Raw genomic sequence first — 21,360 nt, 5'->3', positions numbered from 1 at the left:
CTACCTGAGTACAATGTTATCTGACTTGAGATAACAGTAATTAGCAATCATTGTTTTTTTAATTTACATTTTTAAGAGGAAAGAGTAATTCCGAATGCTTAATAACGGAGTTTAAAAGTAAAATAAAATAACTGCTATTTCGCTTTGTGTAATTCAAGCATTGCTTTTGCTCTCGGTTTGTAAAGCATGTGATAAAGCAAATCAAGATATGCGTGAAGTTCTGTCATCTCAAGATTCGAAATATATTTCCAGAAGCCATAAATCTTTGCAAGTGATAAAAAATTTTTAGAATACAATGACCAGTTGTAAGTGTTTTCAACACGTTCTATTGCTCTACGGGAAATTTTTTCATAATAAGCCTGATTCCCTTCACAATCTCTGAAAAACTTTATTAACATTTCTGTTGTTCCTTTTCCATCAATCGGATCAATATGAAAGCCGGAGATTTCGTCTTCTATTATTTCAAGTGGTCCGCCATACTTCGTAGCAAAAGTCGGAAGTCCCGAACGCATCGCTTCGATTACTGTCAAACCAAATCCTTCAAAAAGAGCTGGCTGAATGAAAATCCCTTTTTTATCGGCAATAACTCTGTAGTATTCGGGTAATCTTCTTCTATCGGGATCACCTCGCAGCCATCGGATATGATCATTCAGTTTATATTGATCTATGTATTTATGCATCAGGAGTATCTGTTCTTTCTCTTCGGCATCTGATGAATCTTCCTGCTTTATTTTTCCGGCAACAATAATAAGATTCGTCTGTGATTGAAGCTCCGCACTTTCTCCGTACCATTTAACCAGTGATGTAAGATTTTTTATCTTATCTAATCTTGCAATAGAAAAGATAGGAGGAAGTTTTGGATTTTTTAGTTTACCTATAACAAAATCCCCTTTGTCTTTGAAGAAAAGATTTTCTACTTCTTCCGTTATTTCACTAATCCTGTTTTCTTTTTTGTAGTGTGGAAAAAAAATGTCGAAGTTCACGCCAGGCGGAAGAATGTTAAACTTCGGATGATAGATATCTATTCCGCCTGTAACTCTGTAAAGATTTGGCATTGTAAAATTAATGTAAGATTCGTACTGCCCGATTCCATCTTCAGTTCCTGCAATTTCCTGGTAAGTCGATGTAATAATAAAGTCAGCAGAATTCATAGCAAGAAGGTCGGCAGTGTACTGAATTGAAAAGTGATACTGATTTTCCATTTCATCCCAGAAAAGTGAACTGAATAAATATTTACTTTTCTCGAGTGCATGTGCAACATTGCATTGAGTAACACCAAATTTTTTGGAGAGGATAGTTGCAACAAGGTTACCATCAGAATAGTTTCCGATTACAAGATCTGGTTTAGCTCCAAACTCAACAAGTAATTCTTTATAAGAATCTTCCGTAAACTCTTCGAGGAATGGCCATATTTCGAATCGCGAAATCCAGTTATCTGTAATATTCTTATTATGTTCTCTGAAAGGAACCCGAAGTATCCAGACATTTTTAGTATCATTAACTTTTTCAAGCCGCTGGTTACAACTTGTATTACCGGCATTAGGAATTAAACGAGTGAGAATAATAATTTTGTGCTTTGCTTCTAATCCTGCAATTTCAAGTGAATGTGAAATTTCTTTTTCAAGTGCTTTTACCTGGTCAAGAATATAAACTATCTGTCCGCCCGTATCAGGTTTACCAAGCACATTGTCTTGTCCAAAATATCCGTGCGGAGAAATTACGGCAATGTTATAGATCATTGGTATTCGGGATAAAAATTCCTTAAGCGAAATATGATCGGGATTGGTTAAAAGTGAATCAAGCTGTTGAAGCATATCCAAAATTCTTCCGGCTGTGTTACCAAGCCCCGGTTCAAAACCAATCTGCTGGAGTTCATGCTTTATTTCTGAAAATGGTCTTTCTGAATCTTGTCTCTTAAGAAAATTTATTGCTTTATCAATCGCAAATCTGAGTTTGCCAAGTTGATCAATTCTGTCATTGACAATCAATTGCTGTGAATCATACTTGTGAACGAAAAGAAAATTGAACAAAGCATTGCCAAGCATTTTATATGGATTGCTGAACATATTACTTGATAAATAACGGTTAAGATATTCAACGCCTTTACCGATGCTTTTCGGTTCTTTTACTTTCATATACTTTTCATAGAATGTCTGAAAGTTCAACGTGAGTATATCATTATTCGCCGAGGGAAATCTTAATTTTTCTTTTGCCTGTAAAAAGTTTAGCGCAGATATTTTCCGACCACTGAAACTTTCGGTGTTAAAATAATAATACTCCGGTTTTCCAATAGCATCTCTTACTTCAATATAAACAGATGAATCAAGCACAAGCGATTCGGTAAATGTATTTATGATATTTTCCAACTCATCGAAGTTTGTGTTCCTGGATTTATTTTCAGTCAGGTGATTTGCTTTGGATTTATTTTTCATCTTTTGATGAATTTCGAGCAATTCACCTTTAACCAATAATTTCTTCTTTGTATTACACACATTATGCAGATAGCTGAAAAAAGTTTTTTTCTTTCCTTTAAATTGACCGGTGTATATCTCTTCAAGTTTAGTACTCAACAGTTACCTCATTATTTTTTCCTAAAAAATTATAGTGTTTAATTCCTTCAATAATTCCGCCAGCGTAATTTCTTTTTGCAAAGTAAATTCTATTCAGACCTTTAAGCGGCTCAAGCTCACTACTATGATTTGCAACAACAACGGCAAGTAAATCTCCTTTAAGCATCTCCAGGTCATTCCCGGAATCACCGGCTACTAAAATATTTTCGTATGGAATATTCCATCTGTATGAAAGATATCTTATTGCTTTTCCCTTCGATGCGCGGTATGGCAGAATATCAAGATACTGCCCATGACTAAAAACTACTTTCGCTTTTATTTTATTTTTTATCAATTTGGATTTAACTTTTTCAATATTTGCCTGAACATCCGAAGTGTAGTAACTGATTTTAAATTTCCTTTGTGTACTTTCTTCCTGATACTGAAGAAAATTAAATTTATCAAGTATGTTTTTTATTTTCCCCCTGTGCCACAAATGACTGATGTGTGCATCCCATCCTGCCGAATAAATCAGCTTGTCGTGGTAGTTATAATAAATTTCAGCTCCAACTGATGAAATGATTATATCAGGAAAAGGAACTTCATTCTCCTTCAACACTGTAAATGCAGACTCAACGGTTCTACCGGTTGCAACTGCAAAACCAACTTTTGAATCGGTTTTCTTTAAAACTCTAATAAATTCTTTTAACGCGTCCTCGTCGCCAAGCAGTGTGTGGTCAATATCCGACACAATTAATTTTTCTGCATCAAGCAATTTTCTGCCAAGAGGAGAAAAAACTTTTTCTTCGTCTTTTCTCGTTCCTGCAATCAGCAATATTTCATCAATATACTTTTTAACATGTGCTTCCCATGTATAATATTTTCTTACGTTTTTTATTCCGCTTTCAGAAAATTTCTCCCACAGATTCTGATCATCGATAATTTTGTTAATCGCATCAGAAATATTCTCCGCATCGGTTACATCAACAAGCAAACCGTTCTGACAGTTTTTAATAATGTCTTTCGGACCACCATCGTCAGTTGCAATAACCGGCACACCACACGCAGCAGCTTCAATTAAAGTTAATCCGAAAGGCTCTGTTAACGCAGCATTAACAAAAACACCTTTTGTATCAGCAGCAATTCTATACAATTCCGGCACTTCATTTTGTGTGTCGTGACGTTTAGGAATTGCCATCCTTCCGTAAAGATTGTATTTGTCCATCAGCAAAAGTATTTCAGTAAGCACTTCTCTTTCATTATCCGGCATTGCTTGAATATCTGTTCGTATGCCGGCAAATATTGCAAGGTTAGCTTTTTCCCGAAGGTTTTTATCCTTACCATAAGCAGTAATTAGTCCTGAAATATTTTTTCTTTTGTCAGGTCTGCATACTGTAAGTATCAGGGGTTTATCAATATGAACGAAAAATCTGAGCAGCTTCGAACTGATTGCTCTGATTAATTCTTCTGTTTCTTTATCAAGAGGTATGCGCTGATTGTAGGGATAGAATCTTTCTATGTCAAAACCCGGCGGAATTACTTTGAATTTCTCTGGTGATGAATTCATATAATCACCATACTGACTCTTTATTTCCTGGTTAGTGCTCGTTATTATCAGGTTTGCCAGATGAATGATATTTTCTTCAACTTCAATTCTGTGAGAAATTTTATATCTCTTCTCAATTTCGTCCCGGGTCATTCCTTCGTTTAACAATCTTCTTAGCTTATCTCTGCCAAGAGAATGTCCGGTATGTACAAACGGGATTCCAAAAAACTGTGTGAGCTCCGTACAAACATATCCGGCATCAGCATAGTGACCGTGAATAATGTCAGGAAGTCTTTTGCGGGATTTAATATGTTTGATACTTTTATCAACAAATTCTTCCAGATGATTCCACAGCAACTCTTTCCGTATATATTTCCCGCCGCCGCAGCGTAATCTTATTATGCTAAACTTATCATTAATTTTTTCTTCGGGTATAGAATAATCTTCTGAATAATTTTTATCTCTAATCCACCTTGTAATCAACTCAACTTTATCAACACCCGGATATTCACTAAGTGCCTGACCAAGTTCAATTACATATTTCGTCTGTCCACCTGTATCTGCATTGCGTCCAAGCTCGGGGTTGTGTCCGCGGATTAGTCCGTGAATACTGTAAAGCTGGATATAAAGTCCTTTATAATTTGGGTGATTGTTCATTTCATTATTTCTTTTCCGTACTTCTCATAAATTTTATCGTCTTTGGGAAGAGCGCCGTTTATCTGACAAATCTCGGCAGCAAATTCATTTGCAAGTCTATTAATTTTTTTTAGCTCCCAGTTATTTAAATAACCGATACAGAAGATTGAGGCGAAAGCATCTCCAGCCCCAACAGTATCTATTACATTCTGCACTTTGGTTTTATGCTCGTCTGTTTTTTTACCATCTAACAGGACAGAACCATCTTCACCTTTCGTAACTGCAAGAAGATCAATGTTGAATTTTTGCATCAGAATTTTTGATGATGTTAAAAGATCAAAGTCTTTTTGCAGAAAAATTTTATTTAATAATTTTAATTCGTCCAGATTAAGCTTTACCGCATTTGCTGCATCCAATGACTCAGCAAGAATTTTTTGGGAATAAAATTTCTGTCGGATGTTTACATCGTAAAAGTATCTTATGTCTCTGTTTAAAAGTGTTAGAAGCGTGTTTCTGCTAACTTTGCTCCGTTGTGCAAGAGTTCCGAAATACAAACACTCCGTTTCATCTTCAACATTATTAATTGCCTCCTCATCAACAGAAATAAAATCGAAAGCTCGATTCTCTTCGATTGTGAATGATGGCACTCCATTTTTATTAATTACAACGGTTGCTGTTCCCGTAAGTTGATTTGAATCGGTCTGAATTGTATCAGCACTAACGCCATTCGACTTTAAAAAGTCAATTGCTTCACGACCCAAAATATCACTGCCAACACGACTAATAATTTTTCCGGATCCCACAAGTTTATTAATATGATATATAAAATTTAGCGGAGCTCCACCAAGATTTTTTGAATCAGGGTAAATATCAAATAATATTTCGCCAAAGGCTGTTATTTTTTTCATTATTCGTTGTTTTTTGGATTTAGTTGTCAACACACTCCATTCATTTTTGTAGATAACAAAATTTTCTAAAAAATGAAAGTTATTTCGTAATAAAATCAAGGGATATAATCGGAAAGGTTATTATCAATAAGCCATTTGGAAATTGATGTTTCTTCAAAGAAATATTCTGCAGTCCAAACTTTGTATTGTTTTTTAGATAAAATCCGAGTATTGATTTTGGAAGAAAAGATATTTTCTGATAAAAATATTTTCTGACCACCAACTATCGTATTCGTAAGTTAATCTTAAATCAATTTTCATTTTTTCCCAGATTTATTTGTTAGCCTAAGTAAATCTTTATAACTTTGCTTTCGTAAAGTTTGGCTCAACAGCTTGAGTTATGTTGATTTGCTTTTCTGATTCGAAATTACTGTTAATTGAATTTTTAGACACACTTACGGATTCATTTGAATAGTATTCTAAGAATTATTTCTTGATTACAACAAGATTAATTTAAATAACATAAAGGGAGCTCATTAATGAAAAAACTAACCCTTCTAATTCTTCTTTTTGGTGTATTCGTTTATAGTCAAGACTATGATTTGAATATAAATCTGAAAGATGGGAGTACAGTGACCATTGCTGTTGATGATATTCAAAGACTCGAATTTGATAATGTTACAAGCATTAAAGATGTTAAACAATTGCTGGAATCTTTTAAAGTTTTCCAGAATTATCCAAATCCTTTTAACCCTTCAACAACAATTACATATCAAATACCGAACACATCGAACGTTATATTGCGCATTTATGATATTAATGGTCAGCTTGTTAAAGAATTGCTCAATGAAACTCAGGCAGAAGGCGAATATCATGTAACCTGGAATGGAAAAAATGAAAAGAATATGATCGTGGGCAGTGGTGTTTATATTTATACTGTCAGTGCTGATAAACAGATAGTTTCCAAACAAATGATTTTATTAAAGTAAGGGGAGGTTTAGAAAATGAAAAAAATATTATTTGTCTTACTTTCGGTGTTTGTTTCTTCAAATTTATTTCCACAGGAACTTAATGTGGTTAATAAAAACGGACAAACTCAAACTTTCAATCTTTCTGATATTAATAATTTAACATTCAGCCAACAGATTTTGTTTTTAATGAAAAGTCAGCAGTTGGTACAAAACAACTTAATGATTCACGCGCAAAACCAAACTGTTGGTATGTTCATTTCCGGAATAGACAGCGTGTACTTTAATGAATCAGGAACTGTAACTTATTTTCAAACAACTGGTGGACTTAATCAGTTTACGCTTGCCGAAATTGACAGTATCAGCTTTTCTGTCGTTGCTGATTCAACCGTTTACATAACATATAACGACACAACGGCATCAATACTTAATCCTCTTGCAAGTCTTGGTGTTTCGGTTCAGGCTGAAGGCGCAGACGTTATCGTTACTGCAAATTCGGGAATCAGTGATCTCAATTATGTTTTGACAGGTGCTGCTTCGGATGGAATGTTTAAAATCTATTCTGATGAAAAACTGAACCTACATTTAAGTGATGTTCAGATTACAAATAATGATGGTCCTGCAATAAATATTCAATCGGGCGAGAGAATCACTGTTTATCTTGAAGACGGAACAAATAATATATTAACCGACGGAGTGAATTATGCATCTCCGCCAAGTGGCGAAGACCAGAAGAGTGCTTTTTTCAGCGAAGGAGAACTTGTCTTCTTTGGTACGGGGAACCTTGAAATAAATGGATTAGCCACAAACAAACATGGATTATGCAGCGATAATTATATAGAAATAAATCAAAGCCATATAGTTATTAACAGCACTGCTAAAGATGGGATTCATGTGAATGACGGAGTATTTATGAATGGCGGAACTGTTGATATTACTTCTAATGAAGATGGTATTGATGCCGGAAGTGCAGTTGTTGAAATTTCTGCTGGAACACTTTCTATATTGAATACTGGAGATGATCAAAGTGCTATTAAAGCCGATAGCACAATTAATATAACCGGCGGCAACATAAATATTACTGTTGAGGGTGATCAATCAAAGGGAATTTCTTCCGATCAAACAATATATCTTTCAAATTGTACAATTAATATTATCACAACAGGAGGAGTTGTTCTTGAGCCATCAGGATCCGGGTTTGACCCATCATATTGTACAGCAATAAAAGCCGATATTGATGTTGTTATTAACTCGAGTGATATTACTATTACTACAAGCGGTCCAGCCGGAAGAGGAATCTCCTGTGATGGAAATTTTATTTTTAACTCCGGCACACTTGAAATAACTTCAAGCGGTGATGGTGCATCATATACAAATACTTCGGGTGAGCCAGATGCTTACGCAGGTCACTGTATTAACATAGATGGAAACGTTGTTATTTTAGATGGAGAAATTACGATTAACCATTCGGGTGACGGCGGGAAAGCAACAGATGTGGATTCAAAAATGCTCATTGGGTCTGCTTCAACAATTCCCACAATTCATATTACAACAACCGGTCAGCCAATTTACATATCTCCCGATGAGTATGCTGAAGCAAAAGCATTATCTGCGGACAGCACTATCAGAATTTATAATTGTGATATTAACATTTCCTCGGCAGATGATGGAATTAAATCTAAAGATTCTATTTTTATTTATGGCGGAACAATTAATATTACTCAATCTGTCGAAGGGATAGAAACTCCAAACCTTATAATTAACGGCGGTGATATTAGTGTAAAAGCTAGCGATGACGGATTGAACACAACTTATGGTCTTGGTGGTGAAACTAATGATGGCAGCAAGATGATTATAAACGATGGATATGTTTTTGTAAGTTCAACTGAGGGCGATGCAATTGATGCGAACGGAGACATTTATTTTAATGGGGGGGTCATCGTTGCTCATGGTCCTAATGCCTCCGGTTTTACTTTTGAAGTTGGGATAGATTTCAATGGCGAATGTAAGATTTCTGGTGGCTTCGTTGTAATTTCAGGGACAAATTCTATGCTGACTCAGGCGCCGAGCAATACTTCCACACAACATTCTGTTCTTTTAAAAACTACTCAAATTATTCAGGCAGGAACTCTATTTCATATTGAAGACATAAATGGTGTTGAATTGCTGACATTTGCACCATCGAAAACATATTACTCAATAATATTTTCTGATTCGCAGCTAACTGCGGGTGCACAATACAGAGTTTACACCGGGGGTACTTATAACGGCGGAACCGTTCGAAATGGATTATACTCCGGCGGAACTTATACGCCGGGGATATTGAAGAAAACATTTACTTTAACAAATATGGTACAGACAGTCACTTTTTAATGCTGTTTTAGAAATATTCGGGTAATCATTATGCTGCCGGGTTTTTTAATCCGGCAGTTTTTTATTTAATAGCAAAAAATTTATCTCTCTAATTATTCTCTCTGCTAAAAAGAATTATTAACCAATCATCATTTTTTAATTACCTTTCTTTAAGATATGCTTAAATTTGCTATCATTTTTAAGAATTAATTGGAGAAGAAATGAAACATAAAATCACCGCCATTCTACTTGTTTGCTTCATAGTAACAATACCGCTGCTATCTGCTGATAAGAGTTCCTCATCAAACAATCCACTGCTCGGAAAGTTTAACGAAACCATCCGGTTTGCAGATTTGACCGCCGAGAACATCAAGGAAGCAACCGATGTTTCAATTAAAGAAGCGAGAGAGGCGCTTGTAAAACTTTATGCTATTCCGAAAGAGAAAAGAACTTTTGATAACACAATGCTTGAGCTTGATAATATTTACAATAGAGCAGGAAATGTTTATGGATGTATTTACCTGATGAACAGCACTCATCCCGATGATGCGGTAAGAAATATGGCACAAGAAAGCAACGCGGAATTTTCAAAATTTTTTAATGAAATTTCTCTTGATGAAAATCTTTACCGTGCTGTAAAGGATTATTCTGAAACGGCAGAAGCAAAATCATTAAAAGGTTATAAATCAAGATTCGTTCAAAAAACTGTTGAAGATTTTGAACGAAATGGTTTTGCACTTTCGAAAGAAAAGAGAGATGAGTTGAAAGCAATCAATGATAAGCTCTCCGACCTTACTATTCTCTTCCAGAAAAATATCGCAGAGGTGAACGATTACCTGATTGTAAATGAAGCTGAGATTGACGGACTCCAGGAAGATTATAAAAATGCAAGACGACAGGAAGATGGAAGTTACAAAATTGATCTTACATATCCTTCTTACATTCCTTTTATGAAATTTTCCAACTCGGAATCAGCACGGAAAAAACTTTATACTTTGTACAACAATCGCGCTGCAACAAAAAATCCCGAAGTGCTGATAAAGGTTTTGATGCTTCGCCAGCAGATGGCAGAGCTGTTAGGTTTTAAAACTTATGCTGAATACAGAACCGGAGACAGGATGGCAAAAACTCCGCAGAACGTCTGGGATTTTGAAAACAATCTGATAGACAGGCTCAAAGAAAAAGCACGGATAGATTATGATGAGTTGCTTGCTGTCAAAAAAGTAAAGCAGAAAAGTGATACTATTAATGTTATTCAGCCGTGGGAATCTTCTTACTACAACAATATACTTCTGAAAGAAAAGTATGAGCTTGATCAGAATCAGGTGAAAGAATATTTTGAAATTAATAATGTGATTGATGGCTTATTTCAGATAACACAAAATTTATTTGGAGTGGAATATGAAGAAGTGAAAGACCCATCGGTTTGGCACAAAGATGTAAGACTGTTCAACGTAAAACAAGACGGAAAAATTATTTCAAGATTTTACATTGATTTATATCCGAGACCAAATAAATATTCCCACGCTGCATGTTTTCCGATGATTGGCAGCAAAGAAACAGATAATGGATTACAACTGCCTACTGCTACTCTCGTGTGTAACTTTCCTGCACCAACAGCAGATATGCCATCGCTTCTTCCTCACGGAGATGTTGAAACTTTCTTCCATGAGTTTGGACACGTTCTGCACAGCGTACTAACGAAAACAAAACTTTCCTCACAGTCAGGCACTTCGGTTTCAAGAGATTTTGTTGAAGCACCATCGCAGATTTTTGAAAACTGGACATGGAATTATGAATCACTGAAACTTTTTGCTAAACATTACAAAACCGGCGAAGTACTTCCAAAAGAATTATTTGATAAAATGCTCGCAGCAAAAAATGTTGGTTCTGGTCTTGCAAACACACAGCAGGTTTATTACGGAGTTTTTGATTTCACACTTCATGATAAATATGATCCAACAAGCAGCGAACCAATAGTTGAAGTTATGAAAGGACTTCAGAATAAAATTACATTATATCCGTACCTTGAAGGCACACAAATGTTTGCTGCTTTCGGACATTTGATGGGTTATGCTGCGGGTTATTACAGTTATTTGTGGGCGCTTGTTTATGCAGACGATATGTTTTCAATCTTTGATAAAAATGGAATAATGGACAAAGCAACAGGACTCAAATACCGCGACATAATTCTTGCAAACGGCAGCTCGCGTGACGAGCTTGAAATGGTAAAAGAATTTTTAGGCAGAGAACCAAATCAGGATGCTTTTTTTAAAGCAATTGGTTTAGATGTTAAATAATTTCTAAAAAAATTTCCCAAACAAAAAGGCGAACCTAAAACAGTTCGCCTTTATAATTTCATTCTGAACGCAGTGAGCGATGTCGTGACGTGTGAAATACTAGACTGTCACTGTACAGAGTTTCTAAATACTGTCATTCCGTCCCGAATTTATCGGGATCGGAATCTATAAATATTAATCTACTCTCAAATGAGAACCTGAAACCTGCCTTGCTGTCAGGCAGGCAAGTTCAGGTTGACAAATTTTTAGTTATCCGGCAGGCTCACGCTGTGACATCCCAAAAAGTATTAGTGCTTGTGTCCCTCGTGGCTTTCTTCACTTTTGGGAGCTTGCATCTTTTGCATTTCCATCCATGGGTTTACATCTGAGTTCCAGGTTACGGCTTTCAATTTCATTGACCCATCATCCTGTACTTCCCATACGTTCATATATTTTCCATGATCATCCCATGCAGAAGGAAGTGGTCCACCTTCCATTGTCAGCTTATATGTGCCGATCTCAATTGCAAAATTTCCTGACTGCATTGCGTCTGTAACAGTAAGAGCAAACTTTGACATTTTCATACCGGACTCCTTCATCTTATTAAAAGATTCTTTGCAAGCCTCAATGCCTCTTAGCATTGGTTCATAGCTCGGCATCGATATAATGTCATCGGCGTAACCGCTCCACATTTTACTCATGTCACCAGATACCATTGCTTTTGAATATTCATCACACATGGTCTGCAGCTTTTTCTTAAGCCCGGCGGTATCCTGTGCCTGAATAATTGTTGAAGTGAACAAAATGACGAGAAAGAAAAAAAATAACTTTTTCATAGTACCTCCGTAGTTGATTAAATGAATTGATTAGGTCAAAAGAAAATTGAAATATTTTCTTATATAATGCAAGTCTTTAAATATAGAATACCCTGATTGTTTGCTTGTTTATCATTTTTTCATCTTGTTGAATAAAATAAAGATGAGTGTACGTGTATGAATCAGAAAGACTGGTTTGAATTAACCCAAACACGAATGAAATGATTTAGATAGCAATTGGGAAGGACTTTTTTTCTCAATCCTATAAAGTCAGCATTTAATTTCTTTCGCCAGGAGTAACAGATTAATTTTTTGCTTTAAACTTTCGAAAACTTCTTCCGGAACGATTTCTCCTTTTCTTTCCAAATCCGAAAGATTTTTTCCTCCCCGCAAAATTATTTTGAACTGTCGGATTCTCACCTTGCTTAATATCTACTAATTTAAAAGGATGGTCATCTATTATCGAAATGGGCTGTTTGATTAGTTTATTGATTGAGCTCAGATAAGAAATTTCTTCCGGATCGCAAAATGAAAGAGCCGTCCCTCCCAGACCAGCTCTTGCCGTACGACCGATTCGGTGAACATAAGCTTCAGCGAATTCAGGAATATCATAATTAAAAACGTGTGACAACCTATCAATGTCAATTCCGCGTGCTGCTATATCTGTTGCAACAAGAACTTTGGTTTTATTCGATTTGAAATTACTCAATGCACGTTGTCTTGCCTGCTGTGATTTATTTCCATGAATTGAGTCAGCGTGTATATGTGCATCATTTAATAGCTTGGTAATTATATCTGCTCCTCGTTTTGTTCTTGTAAATACAAGTGCCGAGGGAATATTTTCATTTTTCAGAATGTGAAGAAGAAGTTTTTTCTTGTCAGACTTTTGAACAAAGTAAACACCTTGCTTAACAGATTCAACGGTCATTGATTCCGGTGAGACTTCGATCATTACGGGGTGTGTTAAAATTGTATTCGCAAGTTTTATAATTTCCGATGGCATAGTTGCAGAAAATAACAGTGACTGCCTTTTTGCGGGAAGCTTTTCGATTATCTTTTTAACATCATTTATAAAACCCATATCGAGCATACGGTCAGCTTCATCAAGAACAAATATTTTTATAGTGCTCAGATTTAATTGTCCTTGGTTGATGAGATCAAGAAGTCTTCCCGGTGTTGCAATCAGAATATCCACGCCTTTTCTAAGCTTTATTATTTGCGCTCTTTGAGAAACTCCACCGAACACAACAGCTTTCTTTAGACCAGTATGTCTTCCGTACGAATCAAAACTTTCACCTATTTGCACAGCAAGTTCTCTTGTTGGAGTAAGTATCAGCGATTTAATTGTCCTTTTTGAATGATGCGAATGTTTATCAGCGGTGAGTACTTGCAAAATCGGAATGGCAAACGCTGCCGTTTTACCTGTGCCGGTTTGTGCACAACCGATCAAGTCCTTTCTTTCAAGTATTACTGGAATAGCCTGCACCTGTATTGGCGTGGGTATGGTGTAACCCTCGGTTGTAAGTGCTGTTAATAACGGTTTAATTAAATTCAATTTTTCGAATGACATAAAACTTTCTGTTCAATTGCCGAAAGAAAACTATTCCACAGTCTGTCCTGAATAAAAATATCTTTACAGCGGGTTAATAAATTTAGATTTGTAAAAAAGTGCTATCAGATATGTAAGAATGAAGGCATATTTTAAAAATCATCTGTACTAAGTTACTTTTATTCAGCCAGAACTCAAACTATCGCATTTGAGAAATGATAGTTTTATTGATGGAGCTAGATTTTTCTTTCATGTTGTCGAGCGCAATTCGAATGGCTCACAATAAATATATCGAAGATAATGACGAAGGAACAATCTACTGTTTTAATGTTCAACGTCATTCGAGACCTGAGTATTTTTCACACAATAGTTTTAAATTGTATTATCTTTCCAGTAAAAAATCTGAATCATGAACAAACAATTTAAAGTAAGGGGAGAAAGCCAGTCGCGCCTTGAAAGTTTCAGCGATGCTACGTTTGCTCTTTCTATAACTCTACTTATGATCTCTCTTGAAGTTCCAAAAACTTTTTCACAGATACTTGATCTTACGGACGAACTGATTGCATTTGCGATTACAATAGTTCCTTTAATTCTCATCTGGCAGCAGCATCGTTTGTTCTTTAAAAGATACGGACTGGACGACAGAACTATTCTGATCTGGAATACTGTTCTGCTCTTTATAGTTTTGATTTTCATTTTCCCGCTGAAGTTTTTATCACTCTTCATTATCAGATTTTTCAGCTTTATACTTTTCGGCACCGAAAATGTTTTCAGCACCATGATTGAAAGTATGCAGGTTCCATGGCTTATGGTTTATTACGGTGTAGGAGCCATCGGAATTTTATTTGTTTTCTCCCGTTTCTACAAGCATGCGATCAAGATGGGAACAGTAATTGGATTAAGCCGGGAAGAATTAACCCTTACACAATACTACAAAAGAATTTATTCGCATTTATCTCTTGTGCCGGTTATTTCTATAATCTTCGTACTTGCTTTTATGAACATTGATGTAGTGCTTGCCAGTATTATATCAGGAATGCTTTATTCTCTTACCGGTGTTGTGTTCGTAGTAAACCAGCGCTGGCTGAAGAAGGCAGAGAACTTGTAGTGTTTGATTGTCATCCTGAACTGCGCTAAGGTCATCCCGAACTTGCCTGCTTTTCGGCTGACAGGTTTCGGGATCTATGTTTATTTCAGGTTCTCCCGTTAATGATTTAATATGCTGAAATAAATTCAGCATGACAATGTGAAAAACATTAATTTGCTCCCCATAATTCTTTTCTCTACTTAAAAGTTTCAAGGCGATTTATGAAAATACGCACCACTATTCTCTTCTTATTAATAATAAGCATTTCAATCTTCGCACAATTCCCTGACAGCCAAACTGATGGAAAATATTATGTGGTAAACGGTGCGAAACTCTGGACTGTAAGTTTCGGTGAAGGTGAACCATTATTTTTTATTGCGGGCGGACCGGGAAATAATCATTATGGTTTAAGAAGATTTGATTCGCTTTCTACCACAAACACCCTGGTTTATTATGATGCCTTCGGAAGAGGGAAGTCTGATACTGCAAAAGTTGTTACAGAATATTCTCTCGAAAGAGATATTGAAGACCTTGAAGGTTTACGCAAAGCGATGGGCTTTGATAAAATAAATATTCTCGGTCATTCTTATGGCGGAGTTGTTGCACAGGGTTACGCAATTAAATATCCTCAGAATGTTTCTCACCTGATAATTGCAAACTCTTTTCACAGCTATTTGATGTGGCAGGAGAACTGCGACAATTCCAACCACGAAATAAAAACAAACTATCCTGAAATCTGGGAAGAGCTGATGAAAATAAGAATGGGAGGTGCGGTCTCAAGCGATCCGATACATCAGGAAATTTACGGACGTGTGCCTTACGGATTTTTATATGCTTACAATCCTGAAAATTTTTTACCTAGTGGGAAAAAATCATATCCCAATCCGCTGAACGTAAAATTGTACTATCAGCTGGTTGGCAGAGACGGCGATTTTCTGGTTACAAACGATATTGGCACTTTTGATTACAGGAAACAATTAAAAAATTTAAAGATGCCGATACTAATTTACGGCGGACGTTATGACCGTGTTGCTGTTCCAAGAATGATGGTAGAATACAAATTGTATTGTCCGCAGTCTGAGTTTGTTATGTTTGAAAAAAGTGGTCACAACCCGCAGGTTGAAGAACCTTCAAAACTTTTTGAAGTGATAAGAGAATTTTTGGGGAAGTGAATTTATTACTTTTATCATGAGTGGAGTTGCAGGATTGCAGAAAAACTTGATTCGTTTGAAAATATTACCTAAGTTTCGTTACGTAAACCTCGTAACGTAAATTATGAAACCAGAAAATCCATTTTTAGTATCCGGATATTATTCTCCCGAATATTTTTGTAATAGGGAGGTGGAAACCGACAAAATAATTCGTTCCATTAAAAACGGAAGGAACATAACGATTTTCTCTATCCGGCGACTTGGAAAAACCGGAATTATAGATCATGTATTTAACAGTCTTAAATCGGATAAGAAGATACATCTGTTTTACATAGATATCCTGCCAACAACAGATATTAATGGTTTTGTTAACTTGTTTGCTGCCACTTTACTTGGCAAGCTTGAATCAAAACCCGAAAAATTCATTAAGAAAATTGGGGAAATTTTCAGCGGGGTTAGACCTGTAATCTCCTTTGATCCACTAACAGGGGCTCCAAATCTGCAAATTAATATTCAATCCGTTGAAGATGCCGACAGATCATTGGGGAAGATATTCCTGTATCTCAAAGAAAGCAGAAAAAGGATAGTTATTGCAATAGATGAGTTTCAGCAGATTACAAATTTCCCCGAGAAAAATGTGGAAGCGATGCTCAGAACAAATATTCAACGAGCTGTTGGAGTTAATTTTATTTTCTCTGGCAGCCAGAAACATATTCTGCTCTCTATTTTTAGTAAGTATGGAAACCCATTTTATCAAAGCACCGAGATGATGCAGCTTGAACATATCTCTGAAAAAGCTTACAGTGAGTTTATAATCTCAAAGTTTGAGAAAGGAAAAAAGAAAATCAGCAATAACACCGTTGCAAAAATTCTTGAAATATGCCGGCAGCACACTTATTATGTCCAATTCCTTTGTAATCGTCTTTACGGATTAAAGGACGGCACCATTTCTGAGTTATTAGTAAAGAATACCCTCGAAAGCATACTGAAAGAAAACGAACCCGTATATATTAATTACAGGAATTTGCTTACAGGTTATCAATGGAAAGTGCTCACGGCTATTGCTATTGAAGGAAATGCAAAGCGCATAACTTCAAAAGATTTTATAGCAAAGCATAATCTTGGCACACCCAGTTCCGTGCATTCTGCTGTCAGGGCTTTGCTAGACAGAGAAATGATTTATAATGAAGGGGATAATTATCTCGTTTATGATGTTTTCCTGGAAAGATGGCTTGAACAAATATCTTTGTGAATCCTCCCAGACTTTTTGAAGTGATAAGAGAATTTTTGAGTAAGTGAGAGTTAGTGTAGTGTATAAAGATGACATCTTTCAGAAGTAGAGCTGAGGCATAAAAGATGTCCTCTTTTTTACAAATGACTCCTTTGAAGAAATTAGGAAACATAACAAACAGATTATAGAAAATTTCACCGGATTAAATTTAGTTCAGAAGATTATTTATATAAATATGAAACATCTCCTTCTGCTACGTCTTTAACAATTTCTTATAGTTACTGCACTTTTACACGCATTAACGAATATTTTCAGCGATATTATGTTTCTTCGCAGGCATTGGAATTATTTGTGAAACTTCTCTTTGATATCTTCTGTAAGCTTCTCCATGGAAACTAACCAAATCACGCTCTTCTAATTGAATTGCAATCAGGATATAGCCGGTAGTCGCTATTGAAAATAGAAGATGACCGACAGTCATTACAGGTGTTGCCCAGAAAGCAATAATAAATCCGAGCATTAATGGATGTCTTACAAATTTATAGTAGAACGGTGTTACAAATTTGGGATATGTAAACTCACGGTTCTTTAAACTTAGATAAACCTGCTGTAAGCCGAACAACTCAAAATGATTAATAAGATATGTTCCCGTCAGAACAATAAACCATCCGAGAAAAAATAGCACAGTTAATATTGATGATAATGCGGTTTTTTGCACATTCCAGATAACATCTGGCATCGGTCGCCAGAAGTAAAATAATACAATTAAAGCGATACTTGAAAACAAAACATAAGTACTTCTTTCAATCTCCCTGGGAACTATTTTTGTCCACCATTTTTTAAACCATTGTCTTGCCATTATACTATGCTGAATTGCAAATAGTGAAAGCAGCAATAAATTAATAATTAAAATTGCATTACTCCCACCCTGAAAACCTGAATCAATAGTCTTTGGCTCAATATAATTACCAACAAATCCTATCGCATAAAGAAAAGTAGCAAAAAATATCAAGTAACTAATTATTCCATAAAGGAAAAAAATTGACCTTTTCATAAGGCCTCCTTGTTTATTTGAAATAGTTATTTAGGGGAAATGGGAATTGTTAGTTTACAACCGATCACAACTTCGGTAATATTTTTCTCAATTACAATAGTTAAAGAATAACAAATAAAAGAAATGTGAAAAGTGTATTTCTGTTAATCAAAAAACACTTACAATTTTTGAAGTGATAAGCGAGTTTTTGAGTAAGTGAAATAAAGGATGTCATTGCGAGCGGAGCGAAGCAATCTTAAAATTATTTAAACTCTCTTTTCATTGACCAGACAATCCGTGAAAGGTTTTTTCTTATTACAATACAAATGATTATAACAATTGGTCATTGTTCAGATTATTTACAGATGTTGATAAAAATTTCATCTTCATTTTTGATTTATCAAAACTAACTGATCTGATAATTGGTACTGACAGTTTATATGGGTTCTCCAGTTCAGGATAGTAAATCACGATGCAGGAAGGAAGGGGTGCCGAGTTTTTTGAATCACCGAAACGAATACAAATCGAATCTCAGAAGATTTCATAACCCAATCATGTCACCATTTTGTATCAGTCCTGCTTGGAATTAAACAAACAACCAAAGCTACTCGTTGGCTTTCATCGGCAGCTTTTTTCATCCATCTTGAAATTTCTCTGCCATATAGAGGATTCATCCAACATTTAAACGGGCTCCATTCTCTTTTTAATCCATCAACAGATTTATCAAAATAAATTTTACATTTTGCGTTTTCAGATGTGGCACAAACATCAACTTGAAAATCAAATTCCTTTTTCAAAGCGAGGAAAACATAATTGGGTGTTTTCCATTCTTCTGTTCTGCTAATGAAAAGTCCACTAATTAATCTCGGTTTTTTACTTTCTGTTTCGGTTGTAACTTGAAGTAAAGTATTTCTGTCTCTGTTATCGCAAGCATGCCTTTAGTTGGGAGAAGCACACCCAAATTTAAACTTCAGATTGCTTCGTCATCCGGCAAATGCCGGATTCTCCGCAATGACATACTCGAATCAGTGATGGTGATGACCACCGGGACCGTGAACGTGTCCATGTGAAATTTCTTCGGGGGTTGCGTCTCTCACATCAAGAAGTTCTACATCAAATTCTAAATTTTTTCCTGCAAGAGGATGATTAAAGTTTACTGTGATGTCATCATTTTCAATTTTTGTAATTACAAACTGAATATGCTGACCTTCGGGTGAGTGAGCAAAGTAAGTCATCCCTGTTTCAAGTTCGGCTTCTTCAGGAAACAAGCTGCGGTTCACTTTCTGAATTGCATTTTCATCATACTCGCCGTAGGCATCTGCCGCGGCAAGCTTAATATTTTTTTTGCTTCCGATTATCATACTGACAAGTGCTTCTTCAAGTCCGGGAAGAACCTGCATATTTCCGGTGATAAAAGAAAACGGACCACCATTATCAGTTGAATCAAGCAGGTTTCCTTCTTTGTCTTTTAATGTATAGTTAATCGTTATGACTTTGTTTGTCATTAATGCCATTTTCACTCCATTTATTTTTAAAAGTGGGTGGCATTATAACATTTATACGAGGGAAAACCAATCGTAAACAACTTTCAAATCAGCCCACAGATCGTCGCGGCCGTGAAAGCCTTGAAATTATAACTATGGAAATTGTGTGTTGAGAATTGTTTATAAAACTGGCGAAATCTTTTCATTATTTTATTATATCTCGATTGGATAGGGTAAGGTTCTGTCTAACTTACCTGAGATAAAAATAAAAAATCAATATGGATAAGTTACAAAAATCCAAGGCTTATTAAAATCTAAAGTTCACGCAATTGATTTTCAAAAAATCATTATCTATGTTTTAACCAAAACTAATTCAGAGTAGCTATCTGATGAACAATTCATTGGTACATAATTTACTCTATCTCTGCCCGAGAGATTCCGGAATTTGGGAGGATGAAAAAAAAATAATTTCTTCCTATACAATTCTTTTATGTCATTGTGATTATCATTCCATACGGCTTAGCTTATCTTTAACATTTTATCCAACCGGTTTCACATAGTGTTAAAATCTTCCTTAAAATTTATTTTAATAAATAATTAAAACGAGGGATAAAATGAAAAAGTTATTAATAACAGCATTAATTTTTGTATTGGCAAGCTTAACAATAATTGCCCAAGATAAAGCTGCAGGTGAACTAATTATTTGGATAAATAATAATCCCGGAGCAGAGATAAAAATTGAGGTTCAATTAGTAAGCACTTTATGCTGGGATGCAATAGATGAATTAGGATATTATGATGTTCACGATTTAACCACTGAATACCCAGGCTCTTATCAAATAACATTTACTGATGCTCATTTAGATTGGGAGGCTTGTTGGGCACAAAGTACAACCTATATGTTTGGACTTGGAAATTATAAGGTAACGGCATACCAAAAAATAAGTGGTGAGTTTGAAGAAAGAGATTATTTTTATATTGATTACCGGACATCTGACTTACCAGAGAATTTTGGTTCAGGAGATGTTACGGTTGATTTCAATGTTTCAAATGGGAATTTTTACTATCGTTCTACACAAAATCTCTTTCCAACAACCACATCAATTTGGGCACAAAAGCCTTGGATTGATTCCGTTACGACCGAGTTAGAACCATTACCACCAGATAATTTTAATTTAACTTCTTCAGGAGCTCATCCTTATATTAGCTGGAACCATTCTTCAAATACAGGTGATTATTGGACAGGGTATGCTGTTTATAGAAGTGTAGTTAGTGGTTGTGGTTCAACAGCCGGAACCTTTGGTAAGATTGCCACAGTTTCTAAACAAATAACAAATTACACTGATTTTACATTGGCTGTTAGCGGACCGATGACAGCATACTACAAAATTGCAGCACTTAATGGTAACAGGGGATCAGAATACACCGAATCGTTAAATATCTGTGTGGGTTTGAATAAGGGATCAACAAATGAAACAATCTATGATTACATTCTTAGGCAGAATTACCCAAATCCTTTTAATCCTACAACACAGATCTCATTTTCTCTTAAAGAAAATTCTTTTGTTAGTCTGAAAGTATATGATATACTTGGAAGAGAAGTTGCAGTTTTAGTAAACGAAGTATTAACCGCAGGAAATCATCAGGTACAGTTTAATGGAAGCAGTCTCAAAAGTGGAATATATTTTTATGAAATAAGAACAGACAAATTTAGAGATATGAGGAAGCTTGTTTTGCTTAAATAATAATTTAAAAATATTGAATAAATGCGGTGGGAAGTAACCGCCGCATAA

14 protein-coding genes and 1 pseudogene are annotated in these 21,360 nt (G+C 35.5%); 7 read left to right on the top strand and 8 right to left on the bottom strand.

From position 1 onward, the window contains the following. Positions 1-134: 134 nt before the first annotated feature. Genes HND39_06325 through HND39_06315 form a run of 3 tightly spaced genes read right to left on the bottom strand, consistent with a single transcriptional unit; the run spans position 135 to position 5,639 of the window. Positions 135-2,570, bottom strand: a complete 2,436-nt coding sequence (locus HND39_06325) for a sucrose synthase (GenBank protein ID QKJ95928.1) — start codon at positions 2,568-2,570, stop codon at positions 135-137. Next, a complete protein-coding gene (locus tag HND39_06320; protein ID QKJ95927.1) occupies positions 2,560-4,752 on the bottom strand; it encodes an HAD-IIB family hydrolase in 2,193 nt (730 codons plus the stop codon). Before HND39_06320 ends, HND39_06325 begins: the two co-directional genes overlap by 11 nt. Further along, on the bottom strand, positions 4,749-5,639 hold the full coding sequence (locus HND39_06315) for a carbohydrate kinase (protein ID QKJ95926.1): 891 nt from the start codon (positions 5,637-5,639) through the stop codon (positions 4,749-4,751). Before HND39_06315 ends, HND39_06320 begins: the two co-directional genes overlap by 4 nt. A gap of 518 nt (positions 5,640-6,157) precedes the next feature. Here HND39_06315 and HND39_06310 point away from each other — a divergent pair. From HND39_06310 to HND39_06300, 3 genes are all read left to right on the top strand, one after another. Then, positions 6,158-6,607 carry a T9SS type A sorting domain-containing protein gene (locus HND39_06310; protein ID QKJ95925.1) on the top strand — a complete coding sequence of 150 codons (450 nt, stop codon included), beginning with the start codon at positions 6,158-6,160 and terminating at the stop codon, positions 6,605-6,607. Between the two features lie 15 nt (positions 6,608-6,622). Then, complete coding sequence (locus tag HND39_06305) at positions 6,623-8,959, top strand: carbohydrate-binding domain-containing protein (protein QKJ95924.1); 2,337 nt, start codon at positions 6,623-6,625, stop codon at positions 8,957-8,959. A 200-nt stretch (positions 8,960-9,159) separates the two neighbouring features. Next, the gene (locus HND39_06300) at positions 9,160-11,238 is read left to right on the top strand and encodes a Zn-dependent oligopeptidase (GenBank protein QKJ95923.1); all 2,079 of its coding nucleotides are present in this window, start codon (positions 9,160-9,162) and stop codon (positions 11,236-11,238) included. Between the two features lie 287 nt (positions 11,239-11,525). On the opposite strand, the gene HND39_06295 is transcribed toward HND39_06300, so the two are convergent. Together HND39_06295 and HND39_06290 are read right to left on the bottom strand one after the other, a co-directional pair. Then, positions 11,526-12,053: a nuclear transport factor 2 family protein gene (locus HND39_06295; protein ID QKJ95922.1), complete on the bottom strand. Its 528-nt coding sequence runs from the start codon at positions 12,051-12,053 to the stop codon at positions 11,526-11,528. A gap of 283 nt (positions 12,054-12,336) precedes the next feature. After that, positions 12,337-13,602, bottom strand: a complete 1,266-nt coding sequence (locus HND39_06290) for a DEAD/DEAH box helicase (protein ID QKJ95921.1) — start codon at positions 13,600-13,602, stop codon at positions 12,337-12,339. A 388-nt stretch (positions 13,603-13,990) separates the two neighbouring features. On the opposite strand from HND39_06290, the gene HND39_06285 reads away from it, so the two are divergent. The 3 genes from HND39_06285 to HND39_06275 all read left to right on the top strand — a co-directional run bounded on the left by HND39_06285 (position 13,991) and on the right by HND39_06275 (position 17,071). Continuing rightward, complete coding sequence (locus HND39_06285; GenBank protein QKJ95920.1) at positions 13,991-14,689, top strand: DUF1211 domain-containing protein; 699 nt, start codon at positions 13,991-13,993, stop codon at positions 14,687-14,689. 200 nt (positions 14,690-14,889) lie between these two features. Continuing rightward, positions 14,890-15,840 carry an alpha/beta fold hydrolase gene (locus HND39_06280; protein ID QKJ95919.1) on the top strand — a complete coding sequence of 317 codons (951 nt, stop codon included), beginning with the start codon at positions 14,890-14,892 and terminating at the stop codon, positions 15,838-15,840. 103 nt (positions 15,841-15,943) lie between these two features. After that, positions 15,944-17,071, top strand: a complete 1,128-nt coding sequence (locus HND39_06275; GenBank protein QKJ95918.1) for an ATP-binding protein — start codon at positions 15,944-15,946, stop codon at positions 17,069-17,071. Positions 17,072-17,348: 277 nt separating this feature from the next. Here the strand turns inward: HND39_06275 and HND39_06270 are convergent, their stop codons facing one another. The 3 genes and pseudogenes from HND39_06270 to HND39_06260 all read right to left on the bottom strand — a co-directional run bounded on the left by HND39_06270 (position 17,349) and on the right by HND39_06260 (position 19,597). Then, complete coding sequence (locus HND39_06270; GenBank protein ID QKJ95917.1) at positions 17,349-18,104, bottom strand: isoprenylcysteine carboxylmethyltransferase family protein; 756 nt, start codon at positions 18,102-18,104, stop codon at positions 17,349-17,351. Positions 18,105-18,413: 309 nt separating this feature from the next. Then, positions 18,414-18,943 (bottom strand): annotated as a pseudogene (locus HND39_06265) (adenine methyltransferase). A gap of 165 nt (positions 18,944-19,108) precedes the next feature. Next, entirely contained in the window at positions 19,109-19,597 is a 489-nt protein-coding gene (locus HND39_06260; protein ID QKJ95916.1) for a peptidylprolyl isomerase, read from the bottom strand. 584 nt (positions 19,598-20,181) lie between these two features. Between HND39_06260 and HND39_06255 the strand changes: the two genes are divergently transcribed. Continuing rightward, complete coding sequence (locus tag HND39_06255) at positions 20,182-21,312, top strand: T9SS type A sorting domain-containing protein (GenBank protein QKJ95915.1); 1,131 nt, start codon at positions 20,182-20,184, stop codon at positions 21,310-21,312. Positions 21,313-21,360 lie beyond the last annotated feature (48 nt).

It is taken from the genome of Ignavibacteriota bacterium (assembly GCA_013285405.1).
Lineage (GTDB): Bacteria > Bacteroidota > Ignavibacteria > Ignavibacteriales > Ignavibacteriaceae > IGN2.
The sequence above is the reverse complement of the archived record's forward strand: the minus strand, read 5'-3'. Positions and strand labels throughout refer to the sequence as shown.